Raw genomic sequence first — 20,155 nt, 5'->3', positions numbered from 1 at the left:
CTACTCGCCGATGCGGAGCCAGTCGTCCGCGACCTTCTCCCACGCGTTGGTGCCGGACTCGAGGATGATGGGCCATCCCGCGGTGTTCTGGGTTCCGAAGGCGTACGGTGTGCCGACCATCGGGTTCTCGATCGGATCCATGCTGCGCAGGGCCTCCGTCACCGACTCCCGCGTGATGTCGCCGTCGATGCCCTCGAGCACTTCGATGAAGTAGGTCGCCGCGAGATAACCGCCCTGGCTGAAGGAGGTGAGCGGAATGTCGTTCTCCTCCATGAGGTCGCGCCAGTCCTGGTTGATCTCGTCGTCGTCGGTGAACGGGTAGAACTCCGCGGGCACGTAGATGCCGGCACCGGCGTCGTCGATCGCCTCGGCGAAGTTCTCGCTGTAGACGCTGGTCAGGTACAGCCAGGTCACGTCGTTCCAGCCCTGGGCGTTCGCCGCCTTGACCTGCCCGATCGCGTCGGGCTCGACCGGGTTGATCGCGAGCGCCTTGCAACCCTGGTCGCGCGCCTTGACGATGTACGGCGTGTAATCGGATGCTCCGTAAGGGACCGTGTCGTCGACGTACTTCGGCTCCTTGCCGGTGATCTCGGTCCACTTGTCGATGGCCGCCTGATAGGTGGGCCTGGTCGATCCCGCGATCTCGAGCAGGATGCAGATGTCGTCGAGCCCGAGGACCTCGGACCCGTACTGCAGCGTCAGCGTCATGTCGTTGAAAGGGCCGACGTTCGCCGGCGAGATGTTGTCGCTCGCGAAGCACCCGGTGTCGACGCCGATTCCCGGCAGCGACAGGATCTCCTCCTGCTCGTAGTACTTGGCGTTGATCTCGCATTCGATGAGGCTGGCGGAGCCCACGAGCGCGACGGCCTCGTCGCTGCCGACCAGCTCCCGGGCGGATGCGGTCGCCGTCGCGGGGTCGCCCTTGTCGTCGAGCATCTTGTACTCGATCGTCCGGCCGTCGAGGCCGCCGGCCTCGTTGAACGCGTCGAACACCGCGGCAGCCGCCTGCGATGCCTCCGGGAAGGTCGCGGGGCCGCTGATCGTGTTCACGGAGCCGACGACGATGGGGGCGCCTTCGCCGCCACCGCCTCCGCCCGCGCAGCCGGCCAGGGCGAGGGCCGCCACGGCGATGAGCGCCGCGCTGCCGGATACTCGCTTGTTCATGTGATCCTGCCTCTCGATGTCGGGTGCTGCTGTGTTCGTGTCGGGTGCTGCTGTGTTCGTGTCGGATGGTGCTGTGTTCGTGTCGGATGGTGCGGTGTTCGGGTGGTGCGGCGTTCGGAGGGTGCGCCGAGTCCCGGTCAGCCCCGCACCGCGCGGTTGACGAGCTCGGTGTCGGTGAACTGCTCGAAGGCGACGACCCGTCCGCCCGCGAGTCGCCACACGTGCGCGACGCGGGCCGCGAAGAAGCGGCCGGTCTCGCGGTGCGTGCCGGAGTAGGTGCCGATGCCCACGACCACGTCGCCGCCGTCGACGAGCTCGTCGATCGCGACCGTGTAGTCGTCCCAGTCGTCCTGGATGCGCTGGAAGACGTGTGCCGTGACGGCCTCAGGGCCGACGTACGTCCCGGCATAGGGGAAGCCTGCGGCCTCGGTCCAGGAGATGTCCTCGGCGAACGACTCCAGCATGCCGTCGAGGTCGCCTCGATCGTTCGCCGCGTAGTGCGCCGCGATGATGTCCGTGTTGCCCATGAGTGCGTCCTCCGTGCTCAGACCGGCTGCGCGTCGGGGTAGGCGACGGCGCCGAGCGGATAGATGTGGCCTCCGGCGCGCGAGTGCTCGGCCTGCCCCTCGCCGTTCAGCCCGAGGAAGATGCCGGTCGTCATCAGCTGGTAGCCGAGATCGTGCAGCCACACGCTCGCGACGGCGATCCGGAACTCGCGGAAGCAGAAGAGGTATAGGCCGTCGGCGAACTTCCAGACGGTCGACAGGTCCATGTCGCCGTGTCCGCGCTGCACCCCTTCGAGGCACTGCCACGCGTACCGCTGGCTCGACACGTACACGTGCTCGTAGAGATGCTGCGGGCTGTACCGGTACACGTTGCGCTTGCCGATGAGGTCGCGGCTGGGGCCGGGCGCTTCGCCCGTCGCCGGTCCGCCGTCGGTCGTGGCCGCCCAGAACCGCTGCGACACCTGCGGGGTGCCCTCGACCGCCTCGCCCGCGATGCGCGACAGCACGACGATCGCGCGGTGCGTCGACGTCGAGTACACGACCGTGATGGCTTCGCGTTCGCGGCTCTCGAGCGGGATGTTGACGAACACGACGTCGTCGCGCACCGCGACGGCGTCGTAGGGATCCGTGCCGGACTCGCCGAGGCCCGCCCACGTCACGGCCACCGAGTCGAAGCTCAGCGCGAGCGTCGACTCGTCGTCGAGGGTCAGCGCGAGCGCCAGGCCCGACAGCGACGCGTTCGGGAGGCGGAACGTGTCGATGCCCGCGGCGAACTCGTCGTAGGTGCGCCATTCGTCCAGCGCGGCATCGGTGGGAGCGGGGGCGGTCATGAAGGTCCTGACGTCGCATGCGACGGAGCGTCCTCGCTCCGGGCACCGCCTCCTCGCGGTGCGCTTGCCTCATGCTCCGGCGGCGCTCGGCATCCGCTCAAGGTCTGCGCCGCCATCGCGCGCCGACAGTCAATCGGCGTGCCCTCCCGGGCAAGCGGGCGGTCGCTCCCGGGCAAGCGGGCGGTCGCTCCCCGACGCATGGGCGGGGCGGTCCCGGGGAACGGATGCCATGATGAGGCATGCGCACGGACCCTCTCCCGCCTCTGTCGACCGGCGTGAAGGCGGTGGCCTGGACGGCATCCGTGTTCTTCGGCGTGATCTTCTTCGCATTCGCGTGGGTCTGGTGCGGCATGTCCTACGAGGAGCAGTTCAGCGAGCAGGGCAGGTCGGTCGCCGCGGAGTCGTCGATGGAGGGCTGGGGCTTCGCCACCGGCCTGGTGCCTGTGCTCGTGTTCCACGCGCTGGTCGCGATCGCCCTGCTGTTCGCCCTCCGCGACGGCGGCCGTCGCGGGTGGTCGGCGAGTCTCGCGCTGACCCCGCTGGTGCTGGCCGCCCTGTCGCTGCCGGGATTCATCACCGTGCAGCTGCTCTACGGCGGCTCGATGTTCGATCCGCCGGTGTACGTGCCCTGACGGCCGAGACTGCCGACGAGGGCCGCGCTCAGTGCGCGGCGCGGTATTCGCTGGGGGAGATGCCGAACGCCGACTTGAAGGCCCGGCTGAAGTGCGCGGCGTCGACGAATCCCCAGCGCGCGGCGATCGCCGCGACCGGCCGGTCGGCGAGCATGGGGTCGAGCAGATCGCGGCGACACTGCTCGAGGCGGCGCGTGCGGATCCACGTCGACACCGTGACGCCCTGCTCCTGGAACAGGCCGTGCAGGTGCCGCGTCGAGATGAAGTGCGCCGAGGCGATCGTCGCGGGTCCGAGGTCGGTCGAGGCGAGATGGCGATCGATGTACGAGCGGATGCGCTGGACGAGCGCCCTGTGCGGATCGGCGGACACCTCGTCGAGGCCGAGCTCGCGCGTGAACACCGTCGTGACGAGATCCAGGGCGCTGTGCGCGAGGCGCGCCCCGGTCGTCCCCGCGAGCTGGTCCAGGTTGCCGGCGAGCTGTGTGAGGTAGGGGACGACCATGCCTCCGAGTCCGCCCTGCCCCGAGATGCGCACCGCTGTGAGCTGGCCCACCATGTCGGCGGGCAGGCTGATGAGGTGCTTCGGGAACATGACGACCATCGTCCGGAAATCGTCGTCGAACACGAGCGAGTACGGGCGGTCGGTGTCGTAGACCGCCAGGTCGCCCGCCTGGAGGACCGCCTCTCGGTCGTCCTGGATCAGCATGCCCGTGCCGGCGAGCATGAGGCTGAGCTTGAAGTAGGAGCGGTCGCCGCGGGCGATGAGCTCGGGGGTGCGCTCCACGACGTGCGACGTCGCCCGCACCTCCGTCACGTGCACCTCGTCGACCGAGGCGCCGCGGATCACGCCGCGGAAGTGGTCGGGTCCGTCGGTCGACACCTGGAGGGGGACGAAGGACTCCGACACGGCCGCGCGGAAGTCGCTGATGTTGCGCGCGACGAGCGTGGACACCGATTCGGCGGGAGCAGCGGGTGCACCGTTCATGACTGATCACCTCGGGTGGTGGGTGGAACGACGACGTTGTATACGATCCGTTCCGCGATGCTACCACTCGGGACGTGCGCGTGGTGCTGCTCCTAGGATGTGGCGGGAGAGAGCGACTTCTGTCTCGGAGAGGGATGGCGATGAGAGCTGTCGGCGAGAACATCCTGCGAGTCCTGCGGCAGCTGCGCGGGCCCGACACCTCCGACGCCGTGCTCGAGGCCACCGCGCTCATCGTCGGCGCGCTGTTCCTCATCCTCGGGTTCGCCATCGGCCTGCCGGTCTTCTGGGGGAAGGAGCTGGCGATCAGCGGTGCGGGGTCGATCGGATCCTTCGCCGCGTACGGCGGCGCGGTGACCGGGGTGCTCGCGTTCGCCCTGGGGCGGGTGGCGGCACGCCCTCAGGTCCCGGCGCCGGACGGGACCCGCGACGGGTTCAGCGTCCCCGGCGATCGGCTGCGCTGGTACGACCTGGCTGCGATCGCGTTCGCGCATGCGGCCATCGCGTACCTGGGCTGGCTCGGGATCGCCGAGCTCCTGGAGCGCAGCTTCACCGATGCTCCGGTGTTCCCCTTCCCCGGGGCGGTGCTCATCGGCGTGGCCCTCGCGGTGACCGCCTACGTGACCTTCCTGAGCGCGGTCGCCCTCACGCCGATGGTGCTGTCGCTGGTGCTCGCCGTCTTCCTCGTCGTCGGCGCCTTCGCGGCGATGCTCGCATCGAGCGACATCCACTGGTGGCGGGACAACCTCTCGGCCCTCGGCATGAGCACCAACAGCGCGTCGCTCGCCTTCGCGGTCACGCTGATCATCGCGGGGGTGATGGTCACGACCATCGCCCGCTACGCGACGGCGGGGCTTCCGGTGGACGACCCGGTCGACCGGCGCGGGCGTCTCATCGTTCGAGGCGGGCTGATCCTGATGGGGATCTTCCTCGCGTGCGTCGGCATCTTCCCCGTGGACGAGTTCTTCCTGCTGCACAACACCGTGGCGACCGGGATGGTCGTGGTCTTCGCGGTCATCGTCGTGGGACTTCCGTGGCTGCTGCGCGGCATCCCCCGCGTGTTCGTCGTGTTCGGGTGGGTGTACGTGCTGGTGATCATCCTGCTGGCCGCGTTCTTCGCGGTCGGGTATTACAACCTCACCGCTGTCGAGCTGATCGCCGCGGTGCTGATCTTCAGCTGGATCATCGTGTTCCTCCGCACGGCGGGGTCCGTAGGGCCGGAGCGCCGCCGCGCGTCCGCCACCGCCTGAGGGCGGAAGGGCGCCCGGGTCAGCCCAGCGCCCGGGCGGCGTCGGAGGTGCGCTGCAGCGCGTGCACGGTCTGGGCGTACCGCCGCTGGGCGACGCCGACGAACATGACGTCCACGACCGCGAGCTGCGCGATCCTGCTGACCATCGCCCCGGCCCGGAGCCGGGGCTCCCTGGCGTGCGTGACGAGCACGTGATCGGAGTCCTCGGCGAGCGGCGAGGTCGCCTGGCCGGTGATGCCGATCGTGGTGCTCGCCGCCGATCGCGCGGTGCGCAGGAAGTGCCGCGTCTCGCGGGTCGCTCCGGAGTGCGAGAAGCCGATCGCGACGGTCCGGGTGGCACCGAGCGCCGCGGCGGCGCTCGCCTCATGGGCATCCGACAGCACGATCGCGGAGCGACCGATCCGAAGGAGCTTGTGCCCGAGATCCTCGGCGGCGAGACCGCTCGCCCCGACCCCGAACAGGAGGATGCGGTCGGCGGCGTCGATCGCCTCGACGATGGCGGCGAGAGTCGCGTCGTCGATTCCGCCGATGGTCTCCTCGATCGCGAGGACCTCGAGTGCCGCCACCTTCGCGGCCGCCTCACGGAGCGTGTCCGCTGCCGAGATCTCGGAGCCGAAGCCCGGCGACGCGGTGAATTGCGCCGACTCCCGCCCGAGTTCGGTCGCGAGCGCCATGCGCAGGGCTGCGTATCCTTCGACCCCGACGGCGCGGCAGAAGCGCACCACCGACGCGACCGAGGTCTCGCAGCGGGCCGCCATCTCGGTGATGGTGCTGTCCACCACGAGGGAGGGCGCATCGGCGACCGTCCGCGCGATGCGGGCGAGCGACGGCGGCAGCGACCCGGCCGCCGCGGCGATCGTCGTCTGGATGCTCATGGCTCTCCCTACCCCTTCGGCGGTCGACTGCAGTCGTGAACAATTGTTTCACGTGCTTATAGACACGCGTAGAGTATTTCCATGATGTCTGCGCGTATGGTCCTCGCCATCGATCTCGGCAAGTCGCGCTGCCGGGCCGTGGTCGAGGATCCGCGCCGTCGCGTCGTCCACGATGGCGTCGGCGCGCCGGGACTGGCCGCATCCGGGGGCGTCGATGCGGCTCTCGCCGCTCTCCGCCCCGCGCTCGCCTCGTTGCGCGCATCATCGGGACCCGGCCCCACGGGGTCCGAGGACGGCGCGGCGCCCGTCGACGCGGTCGCCGTCGACGCGGTCGCCGTCGGTGCGGTCGGCGTCGGCGCGGTCGCCGTCGGTGCGGCCGGAGCCTGGGCGGCACCCGCCGCCGCCTCCGAGCTCGCGAGACGACTCGCGACCGAGGCCGACGTGCCCGCCGTCGTCATGTCGGACGTCGTGTCCGCGCACGCCGGGGCGCTCGACGGAGGAGAGGGCGTCCTGCTCATCGCCGGCACCGGCGCCGCCGCACTGGGGATGAACCGCGACGGCGCGACGCTGATCGACGGATGGGGCCCCGAGCTCGGCGACTTCGGCAGCGGATCCTGGCTCGGACGTGAAGCGCTGCGCGCCGTCCTCCGCGCATCGGCGCGGCTCGGACCGGCGACATCGCTCACGGACGCCGTGCGCCCCTCCGTCGGAGACGTGTCGGCCGTGCAGGCGTGGCTCGCGCAGGGCGGCGCTCTGGCCCGACACCTCGCGACGCTGGCTCCGACTCTGCTCGACGCCGCCGCGGCGGGGGACGAGGTCGCCGCGCGCATCGCGGAGGAGGCGGTGCGCCTGCTCGCCGCCTCCGCGACCGCCGCCGCCTCCGCGACCGCCGCCGCCTCCGCGACCGCCGCCGCCTCGGCGTCCGCATCCGCCGCCGCCTCCGCATCGACGTCCGCATCCGCGAGCCGACCGCCGACGGGTTCCGCCTCCGCGGTCGCCCTGCACGGCGGACTCACCGACCATGACTGGTTCCGAGGACGTCTCGTCGCGTCGCTCCGCGAGGGCGGCCTGACCGTCGTCCCGAGCGCCGGCGACGCCCTGGACGGCGCGCGTCTGCTCGCCGAACGCTCCGATCTCCCTCACGAAAGGTTCGTGCACCGTGCCGAATGACGACCCCGCCCGATTGGCCTCCCTCCTCGACGTGCTCTCGTCACTCGGAACCGAGGCATCGACCACGGATCGCGGGGATCTCGACCTGCTCGACACGGCGGACCTCGTGCGACGGATGAACGAGGAGGACCAGCGGGTGCCCGGAGCGGTCGCCGAGCGCGCCGCCGAGATCGCCGAGGCCGTCGACGGCATCACCGAGCGGTTCCGCCGCGGCGGCCGCCTGATCTACCTCGGCGCCGGCACGGCCGGCCGGGTGGGAGTCCTCGACGCGAGCGAGTGCCCGCCCACGTTCGGCACCGATCCGTCCATGGTGGTGGGACTCATCGCCGGGGGCGAGACGGCGATCAGATCGGCGGTCGAGAACGCCGAGGACGACCTGGACGCCGCGGCCGCGTCACTGAGCGAGCTCGGTCTCTCCGCACAGGACACCGTGGTCGGGATCTCCGCCTCCGGCCGCACGCCGTACGTCGTCGGAGGACTCCGGCACGCGCGCGGCGCGGGCGCGCTCACCGTGGCGATCGCCTCGAACGCGCACTCCGAGATCGGGGCGCTGGCCGACATCGCGATCGAGGTCGTGACCGGTCCCGAGTTCATCTCCGGGTCGACCCGCCTGAAGTCCGGCACGGCGCAGAAGCTCGTCGTGAACATGCTCACGACGCTGTCGATGATCAAGCTCGGCAAGACCTACCAGGGCGTCATGGTCGACCTGCTCGCGACGAACGAGAAGCTCCACGCGAGGTCGATCCGCACGGTCACGCAGCTCGCCGGCGTCGGCGTCGACGAGGCCGCGACAGCGCTCGCCGCCGCGGACGGCTCGGTCAAGCTCGCGCTCCTGATCCTCGCGACGGGAGCGCCGGCGGATGCCGCGGCGACAGCGCTCGTCGACGCCGACGGCATCCTGCGGAACGCGATCGCGAGCCTGTCATGAGGGGGTCCCTCGCGGCCTGCTTCCCCGATCGCGCCGTCACGGCCTCGGCCGAGAACGTCGATCAGTGCGCGCAGGTGCAGGCGTCGCCGCCCCCGCAGCATCCGGATCCCGCCGCGCTGTGAGCCTGTGACGACTCCGGGATGTCCATCGCGGGATTCTGGTCGAGGAAGCCGTACGGCTTGAACCAGAATCCGGCGTAGTCGACCGGCATGATGGGCCAGTCCTCCGGCCGGGGGAAGTGGGTGAGGCCGAACGTGTGCCACAGCACGATGTCCTCGCCGTCGAGCGAGCGGTCGTCCGCGGTGTACTCGGGGAGCCCCGATCCGCCCTGGTGCGCGTTCGGATACCGCCCGGCGGGCCACAGCTGTCCCGGCTCGTTCCGCGTCGCCCACAGGTGATGGGTCGCGAAGGCCGCTCTGGCGGCGACCGAGGAGGCCGGATCCGCCATGAGGAGCGCAGTGGGCTCGGGGATCAGGTGGTACGCGGTCGGTCGCCCCACGTGGTTGGTGCGGGACGCGCTCTGCACCTCCCAGACGCGGGCGACCGACGAATCGGCGTCGCGCTGGGCGGCGCCCTCGCTCACGAGCGGCGTCTCGGACCACGTGAAGGCGTTGCCGAAGGGATTGTCCGGTCCCATCGGGATGCGCTGCGCGTCGATCTCGACGAGCCGGTTGTCGGCACCGTCGATCGCGACGTCGAGCCGTGCGCAGAACAGGTGCTGGTGCACGGGCGCGAAGACGCCGGGAGCGAGCTCGGTCGCGTGCGGCTGGCGGACTCCGGGCTCTCCCGCCCCCGCGAAGACGATGCCGGTGGCCTTGGCGACGACCTCGATCGACCCGTCCAGATAGAAGTGCCAGTAGAAGCCGTAGTCGTAGTTGCCGATGGTCGAGAAGTACGAGATCACGAACCGCCGCGACCGGCGCACGTCGGAGCGTCCGGCGAGATCGGTGTGCTTCCAGAGGATCCCGTAGTCCTCCTCGTGCATGCAGATGACGTTCGGGATGCGCACGGGGTGGCCGTGGTCATCGGCCACGTATCCGTCGAGGTACCGGATCACGCCGAGGCAGTCGCAGCCGAGCTCGAGGTGATTGGCGTTCTTGCCGAGCAGATACTCGCCCGCGTCGAAGTAGCTGATCCAGAAGCGTCCGGGGGCGGTGTCGCCGTACGGCACGACCATCTCGGGCACGCTGGCCCGGCTCAGGACGGAACGGCCGTCGAAGGACACGTCGTGCAGCACGAGGCCCTCGCGGGCGTTGAAGCTCACCCGCATCGCCCACTTCTCCCACTCCACGAGCGAGCCGGTCACCGCGAAGCTCGGGCCCTCGGGCTGGGTGATCTCGATCGGCCGGAGGGTCGTGCGGGGGGCGCCCTGCGTCTCGGGGTAGTAGTTGCCGTGCCCCTCGGGGACCGGCACGTCGCCGTCGTCGTCGATGCGGATGACGCTGTTCGCCGTGAGGTCGATGTGCACGACGAGACCCTCCACGGGGTGCGCCCAGGGGGAGTCGTGCTCGTCGTACTTGAGGAACGTCAGGGAGCGGATCACCCGGCGTCCGACCTCGTCGGCGCGGCCGGTGTAGCCCGGCGCGAGCGGACCGCAGAAGGCGAGCGCCATGTGGTCCTCGAGACCCCGCCGTCTCATCGCCGCCTGCCACTCGGGGGAGGCCTTGACGATCGCCTCCGCGCGCTCGTACTCCTCGAACAGGTACTGGGGCTGGCCGTAGGGCGGCGCGTCGTTGGGCACACGCGCGCTGCGCAGCACCTCGCCGCGGGTGATCGAGACGACCACCTCCGTCGCGACCCCCGTGGTGACGTCGAGCAGGGTCGCGTCGACCCGTCGGTCGATGGCGGCGCCCGGCGACCAGGCGGCGAGCTCCTGCGTGGTCGGCTCGTCGGGCAGCAGCATGGGCACCCGCACGGAGTCGCCGAGCAGGCCCGCCGTGACGAGCACCGCGCGCGCGGCGGCGATCTCCTCGCCGGTGAGCGGGTCGAGGGGATGCGGCGTCGCGATGCGGTCGATCGACACGGGCTGAAGGTGGGACATCGTCGTACCTCACTGTTTTCGAGCAAGTGCTCAATATAAGGGTCGGCACGATGGTACGACGGACCGGCGGGCGCGCACAAGAGCCGACGGTGCCGCGCGTGGACGTGCCCGAGCGCCGCCGAGCCGCGCGCGACTCAGGTGCGCCAGGGGGTGAGGATGCTCTCGAGCACCGCGAGGTGCGCGGCGGGCTCCTGCGGCTCGGTGACCTCGACCACCTGCTGTCCGTACGTGATGGCGCGGAGCAGGGCGATCAGCGTGTCGACCGGGGTGTCGGCGCGGAGGGTGCCGTCGGCGATCGCCTCCTGCAGCGCGTCGCGCGTGCTGTCCTGCCACGTCGCGAGCGTCGGCGCCCCGGCATCCGGAGCGGGGGCGACCGTCGCCAGGCGCCCCCAGAAGCCCACCACGACGTGCGCCTCGGTGCGGGTGCCCTCGTCGATCGGCAGGACCTCGCGCATGAGGGCGTCGAGGCGTGCGAGTCCGCGGAGATCGGCTGTCGCCGTCGCGATCCTGTGATCGGTGCGCCGGGTGACCTCCGCGGCGGCGGCGCGGACGACCTCGTCGAAGCCGTCGAAGTAGTGCCACAGCGACCCGGTCGCCACGCCGAGCTCTCGGGCGACCGCGCGGGACGATACGTTCTCGTGGCCGTCGCGGGCGGCGACGACGAGCAGCGCGTCGGCGATCTGCCGGCGACGCTCATCATGGTCGACGACGCGGGGCACGCGCCCATCCTGCCGCATCCGGCGGGGGTCTCGCTATTTTGAGCGCTCGATCAATATGATGCGAGGGTGGATCATCTGCTCCCCGCAGCACCGTGGCTGATGGCGGCGGCCGCCGTCGTCTCCGCCGCGGCGTGCGTGGCGGCGTGGCGCGCCGTGCCGTGGCAGGGGAGGCAGTCCGCGCTCGTGATGGCGACCGCCATGCTGCTGATCGCGGTGAGCGGCGGCGATCCGACGGTGGGCCTGATCCTCGGTGCGGCGCTGCTCGTGTCGGCGATGCTCGGAACCCTCGGCGTGCGCGGAACGGCGGCGGCCGCGACGTGCTGTCACCGCGCGCTGGTGTCGCTCGTGATGGCGATCTGCTCGTTCGAGAGCCTGGCGTCGGGGCGGCCGGTGGCGGTGACCGGCGGGCACGATCACGGCGTCGGTCTCTCCGGAGTCCTGTCGGTGCTGGTGATCGTCGGCGTCATCGGCGTCATTCTGTGGACCGTCGTCGCCGAGTGGATCGTGGAGCCCGTGCATCGCGGCCGCGTCGGACGACTGCTCACGGTCGAGTCATGGGCCATGGCGGGCGGAGTCGCGGTCATGTGCCTCGGTTTCTGAGTTCGCCGCGCTCCGCGTACCCTGGGACGCATCCCCCGAAGCTCACCCGGCAACCTCGCGCGCCGGCGACCTCGGCGCGCTCACACATGCAAGGACGCAGATGAACGTAACCGCCGCACCCCACGACGACTGGACGGCGAGAGAAGAGCTGGCCGAGCGGATGATCCCGCTCATCGGCGCGCTGAAACGCGATCGCGACGTGGTGACGTCGCTGCACGGGCATCGGCTGCTCGGGCTGTCCGCCACGGGGATCGTCGAGGTGCACGACCGCGTCGCGCAGCTCGGACACCGGGAGCCCGCGCTCGAGGACACCCTCGCGGTGCTCGAGGCGATCCACGACCTCGCGCCCGGCGCCGCGTCGATCGACGTCGCCCGCCTCGTCGAGGACCGCGCCGAGAGCGGACGCGAACTCGCCGCGCACGTGGCCGACGCCCTCGCTCCCGCCGTGGGGGCGACCCCGGCCGACCCGACCGACGTCGTGCTCTACGGCTTCGGCCGCATCGGACGGCTGCTCGCGCGCATCCTCATCGCGCACACCGGCGGCGGCAGCGGTCTCCGTCTGCGCGCGATCGTGGTGCGACGCGGCGCCGACAACGACCTCGTCAAGCGCGCCTCGCTGCTGCTGCACGACTCGGTGCACGGCCGATTCGCCGGGTCCGTCACGGTCGACGATGAGGCGGAGCAGATCATCGCGAACGGCACGCGCATCCAGGTCATCTACTCCGACGACCCGTCGACCGTCGACTACACCGCCTTCGGGATCCGCGATGCGATCGTCGTCGACAACACCGGGCGCTGGCGGGACGAGGCCGGCCTCAGCCGCCACCTCGAGTCGAACGGCGTCGCGCGCGTGCTGCTGACCGCTCCCGGCAAGGGGGCGCTCAAGAACGTCGTCCACGGCATCAACGACGCCGCCATCACGCCCGACGACCGCATCATCACGGCGGCCTCGTGCACCACCAACGCGATCACGCCGGTCCTCAAGGCGGTCGACGAGGCCTACGGCATCCGGCGTGGACACGTCGAGACCGTGCACTCGTTCACGAACGACCAGAACCTCATCGACAACTTCCACAGCGGCGACCGTCGCGGGCGCTCGGCCGTGCTCAACATGGTCATCACCGAGACGGGGGCGGCGAAGGCCGTCGCGCGGGCGCTGCCCGAGCTCGAGGGCAAGCTCACCGGCTCCGCCATCCGTGTGCCCACGCCCGATGTGTCGCTCGCGGTGCTGCACCTGTCGCTCGAGCGGCCCGCGGACAGGGACGAGCTCAACGACTATCTGCGACGGGTCTCCCTGCACTCGAAGCTCCGCCAGCAGATCGACTACGTCGAGAGCCCCGAGGTCGTGTCCACGGACTTCGTCGGCTCGCACCGCGCCGGCATCGTCGACGGGCTCGCCACCATCGCGAACGACCAGGACGTCGTACTGTACGTCTGGTACGACAACGAGTACGGGTACTCGTGCCAGGTCATCCGAGTGCTCGAGGTGATGGCGGGATCGCACCCGGTGGTCCTGCCCGCACGACGCGAGGTGACCCTGCACGGCTGATCGGGCGCATGTCGGCGGCACCCGGCATGATGGGGCCATGACGACCTCGACGCTGCTGTCGGAACGGCTGCGGTCGCATCGGCTGACCGCGCCTGCGGCCTCGCCGGGGGCGGCCGCGTCGCACATGCTCGCGGTGCAGAGTCAGGACTTCACCGCGGGACGCTGGGCGCTCGCGACGCGCACGCGTGGCGAGCCCGGTCTGCGGGACGTGGATCGCGCCTTCGAGCGCGGCGAGATCGTGCGCGCGTGGACGATGCGCGGGACGCTGCACACCATCTCGGCGCGGGATCTGCGGTGGGTGCTCTCGATCACCGCGGCGCGGCAGCGACAGCAGGCGGCGGGGCGACGACGCCAGCTCGGCATCGACGACGCGATGGTCGACGCGATCGGACGAGCCGTCACGCCGCGGCTGCGAGACGGCGGCCTCGCGCGGGCCGAGATGTTCGCGGTGTTCACCGCGGCCGGGGTCGACCCGAGCGGTCAGCGCGGCATCCACCTGCTCAGCGAGCTGACCCTCGCCGGTCTGATCTGCCAGGGGCCGGTCGTCGCTCGCGACGGCGTCACGCGGGAGCAGCGTTTCGTGCTCGTCGAGGAGCACATCCGCGAGCATGCGCGACCCGACGATCCGCTGGCCGAGCTGTTCGTCCGCTACATCGACGGGCACGGGCCCGCGTCGATCGGCGACTTCGCCTGGTGGTCGGGGCTGACCCTCGGTCAGTCGCGGGAGGCGCGGGACCGCGCCGTCGACAGGGTCTCCGAGATCGAGGACGGCGTGTTCATCGCGGCCCGGCGACCCCGACGATCGGCGGATGCGGCATCCGTCCTCGCCCTCGGCGCCTTCGACGAGTACTACATCTCGTACGCCGATCGCACGGCGGTCTGCGCACCCGAACATCTCGCGGCGGTGGGGCCGGGCAAGAACGGCATGGTGCGGGCCACGCTCGTGGAGGAGGGGCGGGTGATCGGATGCTGGACGCACGCCGCCGCCTCGTCGGGAACGCCGCCCGAGCTGTTCAGTGCCCCGACCGACGAGGACGCGGTCGCACGGGCGCTCGCGCGATTCGCGCGGTTCGTCGAGGGCTGACCGCCGCGCTCACCCGTCAGCGTGTCGACCGAGGAAGCTGTACACCTCGCTGTCGTCCACGCCGGGGAACGCGCCGCGGGGGAGCGGCGAGAACATGTGGGTGTGCACGCGGGCGCTCGGCCAGGCCTTGCCGCTCCACCGCTGGGCGAGATCGGTCGACGGTCGCCGGCAGCAGGACTCGTCGGGGCAGGTCGAGACGGCGCGGTCCGCCGTCTCGCGGCCGCGCCACCAGCGGGCGTCGTCGAACGGCACGCCGACCGTGATCGAGAACTCCCCGTCGCTCGAGGAGCCGGTCTGCGTCGCGCACCAGAAGGTTCCCGACGGCGTGTCCGTGTACTGGTGGTGCTCCGTGGTGCGGTTCTGCTGGGTGAACGCGCTCCGTGCCTGGAACTCGCGGCACACCCGCTGTCCCTCGACGGCGCCGGTGACGTCCATCGGCAGGGGCAGGCCGTCGTTCTCGTAGACCCGGGTGATCGCGCCGGTCTCGTCCACGCGCAGGAAGTGCAGGGACATGCCGAGGTGCTGCGTGAGCAGGTTCGTCATGCGCATGCCCGCCGCCTCGTGCGTCACGCCGAACGCGTCGCGGAAGTCCTCGACGGCGAGGTTGCGATCCTTCTTCGCCTGCTGGAGGAAGGCGACCGAGGCGGTCTCCGGCATGAGGCAGGACGCGGCGAAGTAGTTGATCTCGAGTCGCTGCTGCAGGAAGTCCGCATAGTCGGTCGGGGGAGTGTGTCCGAGCAGGCGATGCGCCATGGCCTGCAGGGCCATCGACCGCAGACCGTGCCCGCCGGGGATCGATGCCGGCGGCAGGTAGATCCGCCCGTTCTCCAGATCGGTCACCGAGCGCGTCGAGTGCGGGAGGTCGTTGACGTAGATCAGCTCGAACCCGAGCTTCTCGGCCATGATGCTCACGGTCCGGTGGGTCACCGCGCCCTGGACGTGCCCGGCGGATCGGAGCTGCTTCTCGGCGAGCTTCTCGATGTCGGCCAGGTAGTTGTGCTGCGCGCGCATCCGCAGGCGCAGCTCCGTGTTCGCCCGCCGAGCCTCCTCCGGCGTCGCGATGGCCTCGCGCTCACGGCGCTGCAGCTCGCGATGCAGGCCGAGCACCGATTCGATCGTGTCGTCGCTCATGCCCTTGGTGACTCGCACGGGAGAGATGCCGAGCTGGCGGAAGACCGGGCTCTCCTGCGCGCGCTCGAGCTCGATCTCGAGCGCCGCCCGCCGGTTCGGCGGCTCTCCGGAGATGAGGTCGGCGACCTCGGTGCCGGTCGCCTGCGCGATCGCCTGCAGCAGGGAGAGCTTCGGCTCGCGCTTGCCGTTCTCGATCAGGCTGAGCTGCGATCCCGCGACCCCGACCACGGCCCCGAGCTCGTCGAGCGTGAAGCCGCTCGCGAGCCGGTGGTGGCGGATGCGATGGCCGAGCGTGGTCAGGTGGATGCCGGAGGGTGCCATTCCTTGATGCTATCGAAAGAATCCAGATTCTTACCGCCCGATATGTCGGAAAGTCGACGTCGCATCAGAAGAAGATGGGTGCAACGGCCCTCACTTCAAAGGAGCAGCAGCCATGGCGATCGCCGAAGTCTTCACCCCCCGGACAGCATCCGTCGCACCCGTGCGCACCTTCGGCACGGCGCCGACCTACGACACCCCCGCGATGTCCGAGCTGTCCGCGTGGGTCGACGAGATCGCCGCTCTCACCCAGCCGGCTCGCGTCCACTGGGTCGACGGCTCGCGTGCCGAGAACGACTGGCTGCTGCGCGGCCTCGTCGACGAGGGCAAGCTCATCAAGCTCAACCCCGAATGGCGCCCCGGCTCGTACCTGGCCCGCTCGCATCCCAGCGACGTCGCCCGCACCGAGGGGCGCACCTACATCGCGTCCGAGCGCGAAGAGGATGCCGGCCCGACGAACAACTGGGCCGACCCCGCGCAGATGCGGGAGAAGATGACGGAGATCTTCGAGGGGTCGATGCGCGGCCGCACGATGTTCGTCGTGCCGTTCTCGATGGGACCGGTGGGCGGACCGCTCTCGCACATCGGCGTCCAGGTCACCGACAGCGCGTACGCCGTCGCGTCCATCGGCATCATGACGCGCGTCGGCGACGCGGTCACGCGCCGGATCGCGGAGGGCGCTCCCTGGGTCAGGACGGTCCACTCCGTCGGCGCTCCTCTCGCCGAGGGCGAGCCGGATGTCGAATGGCCGTGCAACGACGACAAGTACATCGTGCACTTCCCCGAGACGCTCGAGGTGTACTCCTTCGGCTCCGGATACGGGGGCAATGCGATCCTCGCCAAGAAGTGCTTCGCCCTCCGCATCGCCTCGGTGATCGCCCGCGACGAGGGCTGGCTCGCGGAGCACATGCTGCTCATCCGCGTGATCGACCCCCAGGGCAAGGCCTACCACGTCGCGGCGGCGTTCCCCTCGGCGTGCGGCAAGACCAACCTGGCCATGCTGCGGCCCACGATCCCGGGGTGGCGCGTCGAGACCCTCGGCGACGACATCGCGTGGATCCGCCCCGGCGAGGACGGACGCCTGTGGGCCATCAACCCCGAGGCGGGCTTCTTCGGCGTGGCCCCCGGCACCGGCGAGTCGACCAACGTCATCGCGGTCGAGACCCTGTGGGGCAACACGATCTTCACGAACGTGGCGCTCCGCCCCGACGGAGACGTCTGGTGGGAGGGACTGACCGATAAGGCTCCCGCGAACCTCATCGACTGGGAGGGCAACGCCTGGACGCCGGACTCCGACCGCCCGGCCGCCCACCCGAACTCGCGCTTCACGGTGTCCGCCGCGCAGTGCCCGCAGATCTCGGAGGACTGGGAGGAGGCGGTGCCGCTCGACGTCATCCTGTTCGGCGGTCGCCGCGCCACCAATGTGCCTCTCGTGGTCGAGGCCACGGACTGGACGCACGGTGTGTTCCTGGGGTCGAACATCTCGTCCGAGCGCACGGCTGCCGCGGAGGGGACCGTGGGGGAGCTGCGTCGCGACCCGTTCGCGATGCTGCCGTTCTGTGGATACAACATGGCCGACTACTTCGGGCACTGGCTGAAGGTCGGCCGCGGCCTGCGATTCGACCGGGCTCCGCGCATCTTCCAAGTGAACTGGTTCCGTCGCGGCTCCGACGGACGCTTCCTCTGGCCGGGATTCGGCGACAACTCCCGTGTCGTCGACTGGATCATCCGCCGCATCTCGGGCGAGGTCTCGACGGTCGAGAGCCCGATCGGACGTCTTCCGATCGTGTCGGACCTCAACCTCGACGGCATCGACGTGCCCGAGGCGGACCTCGAGGAGCTGTTCTCCGTCGACCCCACCGCGTGGCGGACCGAGGCCGACCTCACCGAGGAGTTCTACGACTCGTTCGGAGACAGGGTGCCGGCCGCGCTGCGCGCCGAGCTCTCCTCGCTGCGCTACCGGCTCGACAAGGCCTGACAGACGGGGCGCCGGTTCGGGGGAGCCGGCGTCTCAGGGCCCGTCGATCGGAGCCCCCACAGACCCGCGAAGGCGGGATGTCTGAGACGAACCCATGGCTGAGTGGTCTCCGACATCCCGCCTTCGCGTCCTTCTCTCGTCGGTCAGGCGAGCAGCTGGTGCCGCGCGAGGTCCCGGTACAGCGGTGTCGACTGCACGAGCTCCTCGTGCGTCCCGCGGCCGACGACGACGCCGTCCTGCAGCACGACGATCGCGTCGCTGTCGACGACCGTCGACAGGCGGTGCGCGATGACGATCAGAGTGCGGTCGGCCGATACGGCGTCGATGGCGTCCCGCATCCGCTGCTCGTTCACACCGTCGAGCGACGACGTCGACTCGTCCAGCAGCAGGATGGGAGCGTCGGTCAGCAGGGCCCGCGCGATGGCGAGGCGCTGACGCTCTCCGCCCGACAGCATCACGCCGTCCTCGCCCACGGGAGCGTGCAGGCCCAGCGGGCTCCGCTCGAGCACGTCGCCCAGGTTGACGGCGCGCAGGACCCGCTCGCACTCCGCGTCCGAGGCGTTCGGGGCCGCGAGGCGCAGATTGTCGGCGAGCGTCCCCGCGAGCGTCGGCGCATCCTGCTCCACGTACCCGAACTGCGCGCGCAGCTCGTCGCGGGCGTAGGTGCGGGAATCGTGCCCCCACAGGCGGATCGAGCCGCCCGTCGGGTCGTAGAAGCGCTCGATGAGCGAGAGGATCGTGCTCTTGCCCGCGCCGCTCGGTCCGACCAGGGCCACGCGCGAGCCCCGGGGGACCGCGAACGAGACGCCGCGCAGGACCTCGCGCTCGACATCGGCGGCCGGTACGTCCTCGGAGGCCTCGAGGTGGGCGTCGGCGAGCAGCGTCCGCGCCTCCTTCGCCGCGGCCTCACGGGCGGCGACGACGTTCTCGGGATAGCGGAACCGCACGTCGCGGAACTCGATGGCCATCGCGTGGGCGTCGTCGTCCTGCGCCCGCAGCTCGGCGGAGAGGGAGGCCGCGATGTCGGCGTCCCGCTCGGTCTCCGTCGGGAGGTCGAGCACCTCCTGGATGCGTCCCAGCGCTCCGAGCGCCTGGTTCACCGAGGTGATCGCGCCGAACGTGGTCGCCAGCGGCATGATGAGCATGAACAGGAACAGGATGAAGGTGATGAGGGCCGCGATCGTGATCGTGCCGTCCGCGACGCGGAAACCGCCGACACCCAGGACCACGAGGAGCGACAGCTGCAGGGCGACGTTCGCGATCGGCACGACGAGCGAGGAGATCTTCGCGATGCGCACGCCGATCCCGTAGGCGTCCGACGCCAGCGCGGAGACGGTCTCGGTCTCGCGCTCGGTCGCACCCGACGCGCGCACCGTGCGGATCGATCCGACCGCCCGCTCGACGCCGGAGGCGAGCTCGCCGACCTTCACCTGCTGCGCGGTCGACGCCGTGCGGATGCGACCGCTCAGCGCCGTGACCACCGCCACGGAGGCGCCGAGCACGACGACGATGAGCAGCAGCAGCACCGGGTCGATGAGGAGCATCGCGATGAGGGCGCCCACGAACAGGAGAGCGCTGCCGGCGGCATCCGCGAGCCCCTGGGTGAGGACCGCGTAGAGCAGCGTCGTGTCCGTGCCGACGCGTGAGACGAGGTCGCCGGTGCGCCGGGCGTCGAACTCGCTCACGGGCAGGTGCAGGATGCGGGCGATGAGCTTGCGCCTGCTGGAGTAGACGACCGCCGTGCCGGTGCGCTGCAGCAGGTAGTGCCCGTACCCGGTGATGAGCGACGAGATCACGACGAAGCCGATGAGCAGCCAGACGAGGATGCCGAGTCCGCGGTCGGACTGCACGGCCTCGATCACCTGCCCGACGAGGAGTGGCTGGACGAGCGACGTCGCGGCGCCGAAGACGCTGAGCACGGCCACGACGATGAGTGTGCGCTTGTGCTCGAACAGGAAGGGGAGGAGCTGGCGGAAGGTGGCGCGCGGACCGTCCTGCTGCGCGCCCCGTCCGCGTCGGCGTGACATCGCCGTGCTGGACATGCGGGACCTCGTTCTGAAAGGGGTACTTCGACCGTACTTCGTGCTCGGCCGATTCCTGTGGGTGGGCTGTGGGCGTCAGCGTGAGCCGAAGCGCCGGTGCGCGGCCTGCTTCGAGACGCCGAGCGCGCCCGCGATCGCCTGCCACGAGTAGCCGAGGTTGCGCGCGCGTCGCACCTGGGTCTCCTCCGCGCGGGCGATCTCCGAGCGCAGGGCGGCAAGGCGGTGCAGTTCCGCTATCGGCTCACCGCGGTCTTCCGACGCGATCGCTGTCTTCATGGTCATCCGGACCTCCTTCGTCAATCTTTGTTGACGAGTGGCGCCATGTCAACCCATGTTGACGAGCGATGGAGGAGACAT

General features: G+C 70.6%; 18 protein-coding genes. 8 read left to right on the top strand and 10 right to left on the bottom strand.

Annotated elements, in window-relative coordinates:
• The 3 genes from A4X16_RS08770 to A4X16_RS08760 all read right to left on the bottom strand — a co-directional run bounded on the left by A4X16_RS08770 (nucleotide 1) and on the right by A4X16_RS08760 (nucleotide 2,500).
• Nucleotides 1-1,164 (bottom strand): ABC transporter substrate-binding protein, encoded by a 1,164-nt coding sequence (locus tag A4X16_RS08770; RefSeq protein WP_067119464.1) that lies wholly within the window; start codon nucleotides 1,162-1,164, stop codon nucleotides 1-3.
• Nucleotides 1,165-1,301: 137 nt separating this feature from the next.
• Nucleotides 1,302-1,691 (bottom strand): nuclear transport factor 2 family protein, encoded by a 390-nt coding sequence (locus A4X16_RS08765; RefSeq protein WP_067119461.1) that lies wholly within the window; start codon nucleotides 1,689-1,691, stop codon nucleotides 1,302-1,304.
• 17 nt (nucleotides 1,692-1,708) lie between these two features.
• Nucleotides 1,709-2,500: a MoaF C-terminal domain-containing protein gene (locus A4X16_RS08760; RefSeq protein WP_067119459.1), complete on the bottom strand. Its 792-nt coding sequence runs from the start codon at nucleotides 2,498-2,500 to the stop codon at nucleotides 1,709-1,711.
• A gap of 239 nt (nucleotides 2,501-2,739) precedes the next feature.
• On the opposite strand from A4X16_RS08760, the gene A4X16_RS08755 reads away from it, so the two are divergent.
• Entirely contained in the window at nucleotides 2,740-3,132 is a 393-nt protein-coding gene (locus A4X16_RS08755; RefSeq protein ID WP_067119458.1) for a hypothetical protein, read from the top strand.
• Between the two features lie 28 nt (nucleotides 3,133-3,160).
• Here the strand turns inward: A4X16_RS08755 and A4X16_RS08750 are convergent, their stop codons facing one another.
• Entirely contained in the window at nucleotides 3,161-4,117 is a 957-nt protein-coding gene (locus A4X16_RS08750; RefSeq protein ID WP_067119455.1) for a helix-turn-helix domain-containing protein, read from the bottom strand.
• Between the two features lie 134 nt (nucleotides 4,118-4,251).
• Here A4X16_RS08750 and A4X16_RS08745 point away from each other — a divergent pair, with 134 nt between their 5' ends.
• Nucleotides 4,252-5,364 carry a DUF998 domain-containing protein gene (locus A4X16_RS08745; RefSeq protein WP_231880314.1) on the top strand — a complete coding sequence of 371 codons (1,113 nt, stop codon included), beginning with the start codon at nucleotides 4,252-4,254 and terminating at the stop codon, nucleotides 5,362-5,364.
• Nucleotides 5,365-5,383: 19 nt separating this feature from the next.
• Here A4X16_RS08745 and A4X16_RS08740 read toward each other — a convergent pair whose 3' ends face one another.
• Nucleotides 5,384-6,238, bottom strand: coding sequence for a MurR/RpiR family transcriptional regulator (locus A4X16_RS08740; RefSeq protein ID WP_067119453.1), 855 nt, complete (start codon nucleotides 6,236-6,238; stop codon nucleotides 5,384-5,386).
• 81 nt (nucleotides 6,239-6,319) lie between these two features.
• Between A4X16_RS08740 and A4X16_RS08735 the strand changes: the two genes are divergently transcribed.
• Together A4X16_RS08735 and murQ are read left to right on the top strand one after the other, a co-directional pair.
• Nucleotides 6,320-7,408, top strand: a complete 1,089-nt coding sequence (locus A4X16_RS08735) for a BadF/BadG/BcrA/BcrD ATPase family protein (protein ID WP_082914371.1) — start codon at nucleotides 6,320-6,322, stop codon at nucleotides 7,406-7,408.
• Nucleotides 7,398-8,336, top strand: a complete 939-nt coding sequence (gene murQ / locus A4X16_RS08730) for an N-acetylmuramic acid 6-phosphate etherase (protein WP_067119444.1) — start codon at nucleotides 7,398-7,400, stop codon at nucleotides 8,334-8,336. The genes A4X16_RS08735 and murQ overlap by 11 nt, the downstream gene beginning before the upstream one ends.
• Before the next feature lie 61 nt (nucleotides 8,337-8,397).
• On the opposite strand, the gene A4X16_RS08725 is transcribed toward murQ, so the two are convergent.
• Nucleotides 8,398-10,377: a primary-amine oxidase gene (locus A4X16_RS08725; RefSeq protein WP_067119442.1), complete on the bottom strand. Its 1,980-nt coding sequence runs from the start codon at nucleotides 10,375-10,377 to the stop codon at nucleotides 8,398-8,400.
• A 134-nt stretch (nucleotides 10,378-10,511) separates the two neighbouring features.
• Nucleotides 10,512-11,096 carry a TetR/AcrR family transcriptional regulator gene (locus A4X16_RS08720; RefSeq protein WP_067119439.1) on the bottom strand — a complete coding sequence of 195 codons (585 nt, stop codon included), beginning with the start codon at nucleotides 11,094-11,096 and terminating at the stop codon, nucleotides 10,512-10,514.
• Nucleotides 11,097-11,162: 66 nt separating this feature from the next.
• Here A4X16_RS08720 and A4X16_RS08715 point away from each other — a divergent pair, with 66 nt between their 5' ends.
• The 3 genes from A4X16_RS08715 (at nucleotide 11,163) to A4X16_RS08705 (ending at nucleotide 14,329) form a co-directional block, all read left to right on the top strand.
• Nucleotides 11,163-11,696 (top strand): hypothetical protein, encoded by a 534-nt coding sequence (locus tag A4X16_RS08715; protein ID WP_067119436.1) that lies wholly within the window; start codon nucleotides 11,163-11,165, stop codon nucleotides 11,694-11,696.
• A gap of 100 nt (nucleotides 11,697-11,796) precedes the next feature.
• Complete coding sequence (locus A4X16_RS08710; protein WP_067119433.1) at nucleotides 11,797-13,245, top strand: glyceraldehyde-3-phosphate dehydrogenase; 1,449 nt, start codon at nucleotides 11,797-11,799, stop codon at nucleotides 13,243-13,245.
• A gap of 37 nt (nucleotides 13,246-13,282) precedes the next feature.
• Complete coding sequence (locus A4X16_RS08705) at nucleotides 13,283-14,329, top strand: winged helix DNA-binding domain-containing protein (protein WP_067119430.1); 1,047 nt, start codon at nucleotides 13,283-13,285, stop codon at nucleotides 14,327-14,329.
• 9 nt (nucleotides 14,330-14,338) lie between these two features.
• On the opposite strand, the gene A4X16_RS08700 is transcribed toward A4X16_RS08705, so the two are convergent.
• Nucleotides 14,339-15,781, bottom strand: a complete 1,443-nt coding sequence (locus A4X16_RS08700; protein ID WP_067119428.1) for an XRE family transcriptional regulator — start codon at nucleotides 15,779-15,781, stop codon at nucleotides 14,339-14,341.
• A 112-nt stretch (nucleotides 15,782-15,893) separates the two neighbouring features.
• On the opposite strand from A4X16_RS08700, the gene A4X16_RS08695 reads away from it, so the two are divergent.
• Entirely contained in the window at nucleotides 15,894-17,756 is a 1,863-nt protein-coding gene (locus A4X16_RS08695) for a phosphoenolpyruvate carboxykinase (GTP) (protein WP_067119425.1), read from the top strand.
• Nucleotides 17,757-17,899: 143 nt separating this feature from the next.
• Here A4X16_RS08695 and A4X16_RS08690 read toward each other — a convergent pair whose 3' ends face one another.
• Complete coding sequence (locus A4X16_RS08690; RefSeq protein ID WP_067119424.1) at nucleotides 17,900-19,798, bottom strand: ABC transporter ATP-binding protein; 1,899 nt, start codon at nucleotides 19,796-19,798, stop codon at nucleotides 17,900-17,902.
• Nucleotides 19,799-19,873: 75 nt separating this feature from the next.
• On the bottom strand, nucleotides 19,874-20,080 hold the full coding sequence (locus tag A4X16_RS08685) for a transcriptional regulator (RefSeq protein WP_067119422.1): 207 nt from the start codon (nucleotides 20,078-20,080) through the stop codon (nucleotides 19,874-19,876).
• Nucleotides 20,081-20,155: the final 75 nt, after the last annotated feature.

The sequence above is a fragment of the Microbacterium sp. H83 genome, assembly GCF_001650405.1.
GTDB lineage: Bacteria > Actinomycetota > Actinomycetes > Actinomycetales > Microbacteriaceae > Microbacterium.
The sequence above is the reverse complement of the archived record's forward strand: the minus strand, read 5'-3'. Positions and strand labels throughout refer to the sequence as shown.

Bases quoted from the DNA above. Each gene is read 5' to 3' on its own strand.
- A4X16_RS08725 (WP_067119442.1), bottom strand. From the start codon at position 10,377: ATGTCCCACCTTCAGCCCGTGTCGATCGACCGCATCGCGACGCCGCAT.
- A4X16_RS08710 (WP_067119433.1), top strand. From the start codon at position 11,797: ATGAACGTAACCGCCGCACCCCACGACGACTGGACGGCGAGAGAAGAG.
- A4X16_RS08740 (WP_067119453.1), bottom strand. From the start codon at position 6,238: ATGAGCATCCAGACGACGATCGCCGCGGCGGCCGGGTCGCTGCCGCCG.
- A4X16_RS08765 (WP_067119461.1), bottom strand. From the start codon at position 1,691: ATGGGCAACACGGACATCATCGCGGCGCACTACGCGGCGAACGATCGA.
- A4X16_RS08685 (WP_067119422.1), bottom strand. From the start codon at position 20,080: ATGACCATGAAGACAGCGATCGCGTCGGAAGACCGCGGTGAGCCGATA.
- A4X16_RS08695 (WP_067119425.1), top strand. From the start codon at position 15,894: ATGGCGATCGCCGAAGTCTTCACCCCCCGGACAGCATCCGTCGCACCC.
- A4X16_RS08750 (WP_067119455.1), bottom strand. From the start codon at position 4,117: ATGAACGGTGCACCCGCTGCTCCCGCCGAATCGGTGTCCACGCTCGTC.
- A4X16_RS08700 (WP_067119428.1), bottom strand. From the start codon at position 15,781: ATGGCACCCTCCGGCATCCACCTGACCACGCTCGGCCATCGCATCCGC.
- A4X16_RS08735 (WP_082914371.1), top strand. From the start codon at position 6,320: ATGATGTCTGCGCGTATGGTCCTCGCCATCGATCTCGGCAAGTCGCGC.
- A4X16_RS08705 (WP_067119430.1), top strand. From the start codon at position 13,283: ATGACGACCTCGACGCTGCTGTCGGAACGGCTGCGGTCGCATCGGCTG.
- A4X16_RS08760 (WP_067119459.1), bottom strand. From the start codon at position 2,500: ATGACCGCCCCCGCTCCCACCGATGCCGCGCTGGACGAATGGCGCACC.
- A4X16_RS08755 (WP_067119458.1), top strand. From the start codon at position 2,740: ATGCGCACGGACCCTCTCCCGCCTCTGTCGACCGGCGTGAAGGCGGTG.
- A4X16_RS08745 (WP_231880314.1), top strand. From the start codon at position 4,252: ATGGCGATGAGAGCTGTCGGCGAGAACATCCTGCGAGTCCTGCGGCAG.
- A4X16_RS08770 (WP_067119464.1), bottom strand. From the start codon at position 1,164: ATGAACAAGCGAGTATCCGGCAGCGCGGCGCTCATCGCCGTGGCGGCC.
- A4X16_RS08690 (WP_067119424.1), bottom strand. From the start codon at position 19,798: ATGTCCAGCACGGCGATGTCACGCCGACGCGGACGGGGCGCGCAGCAG.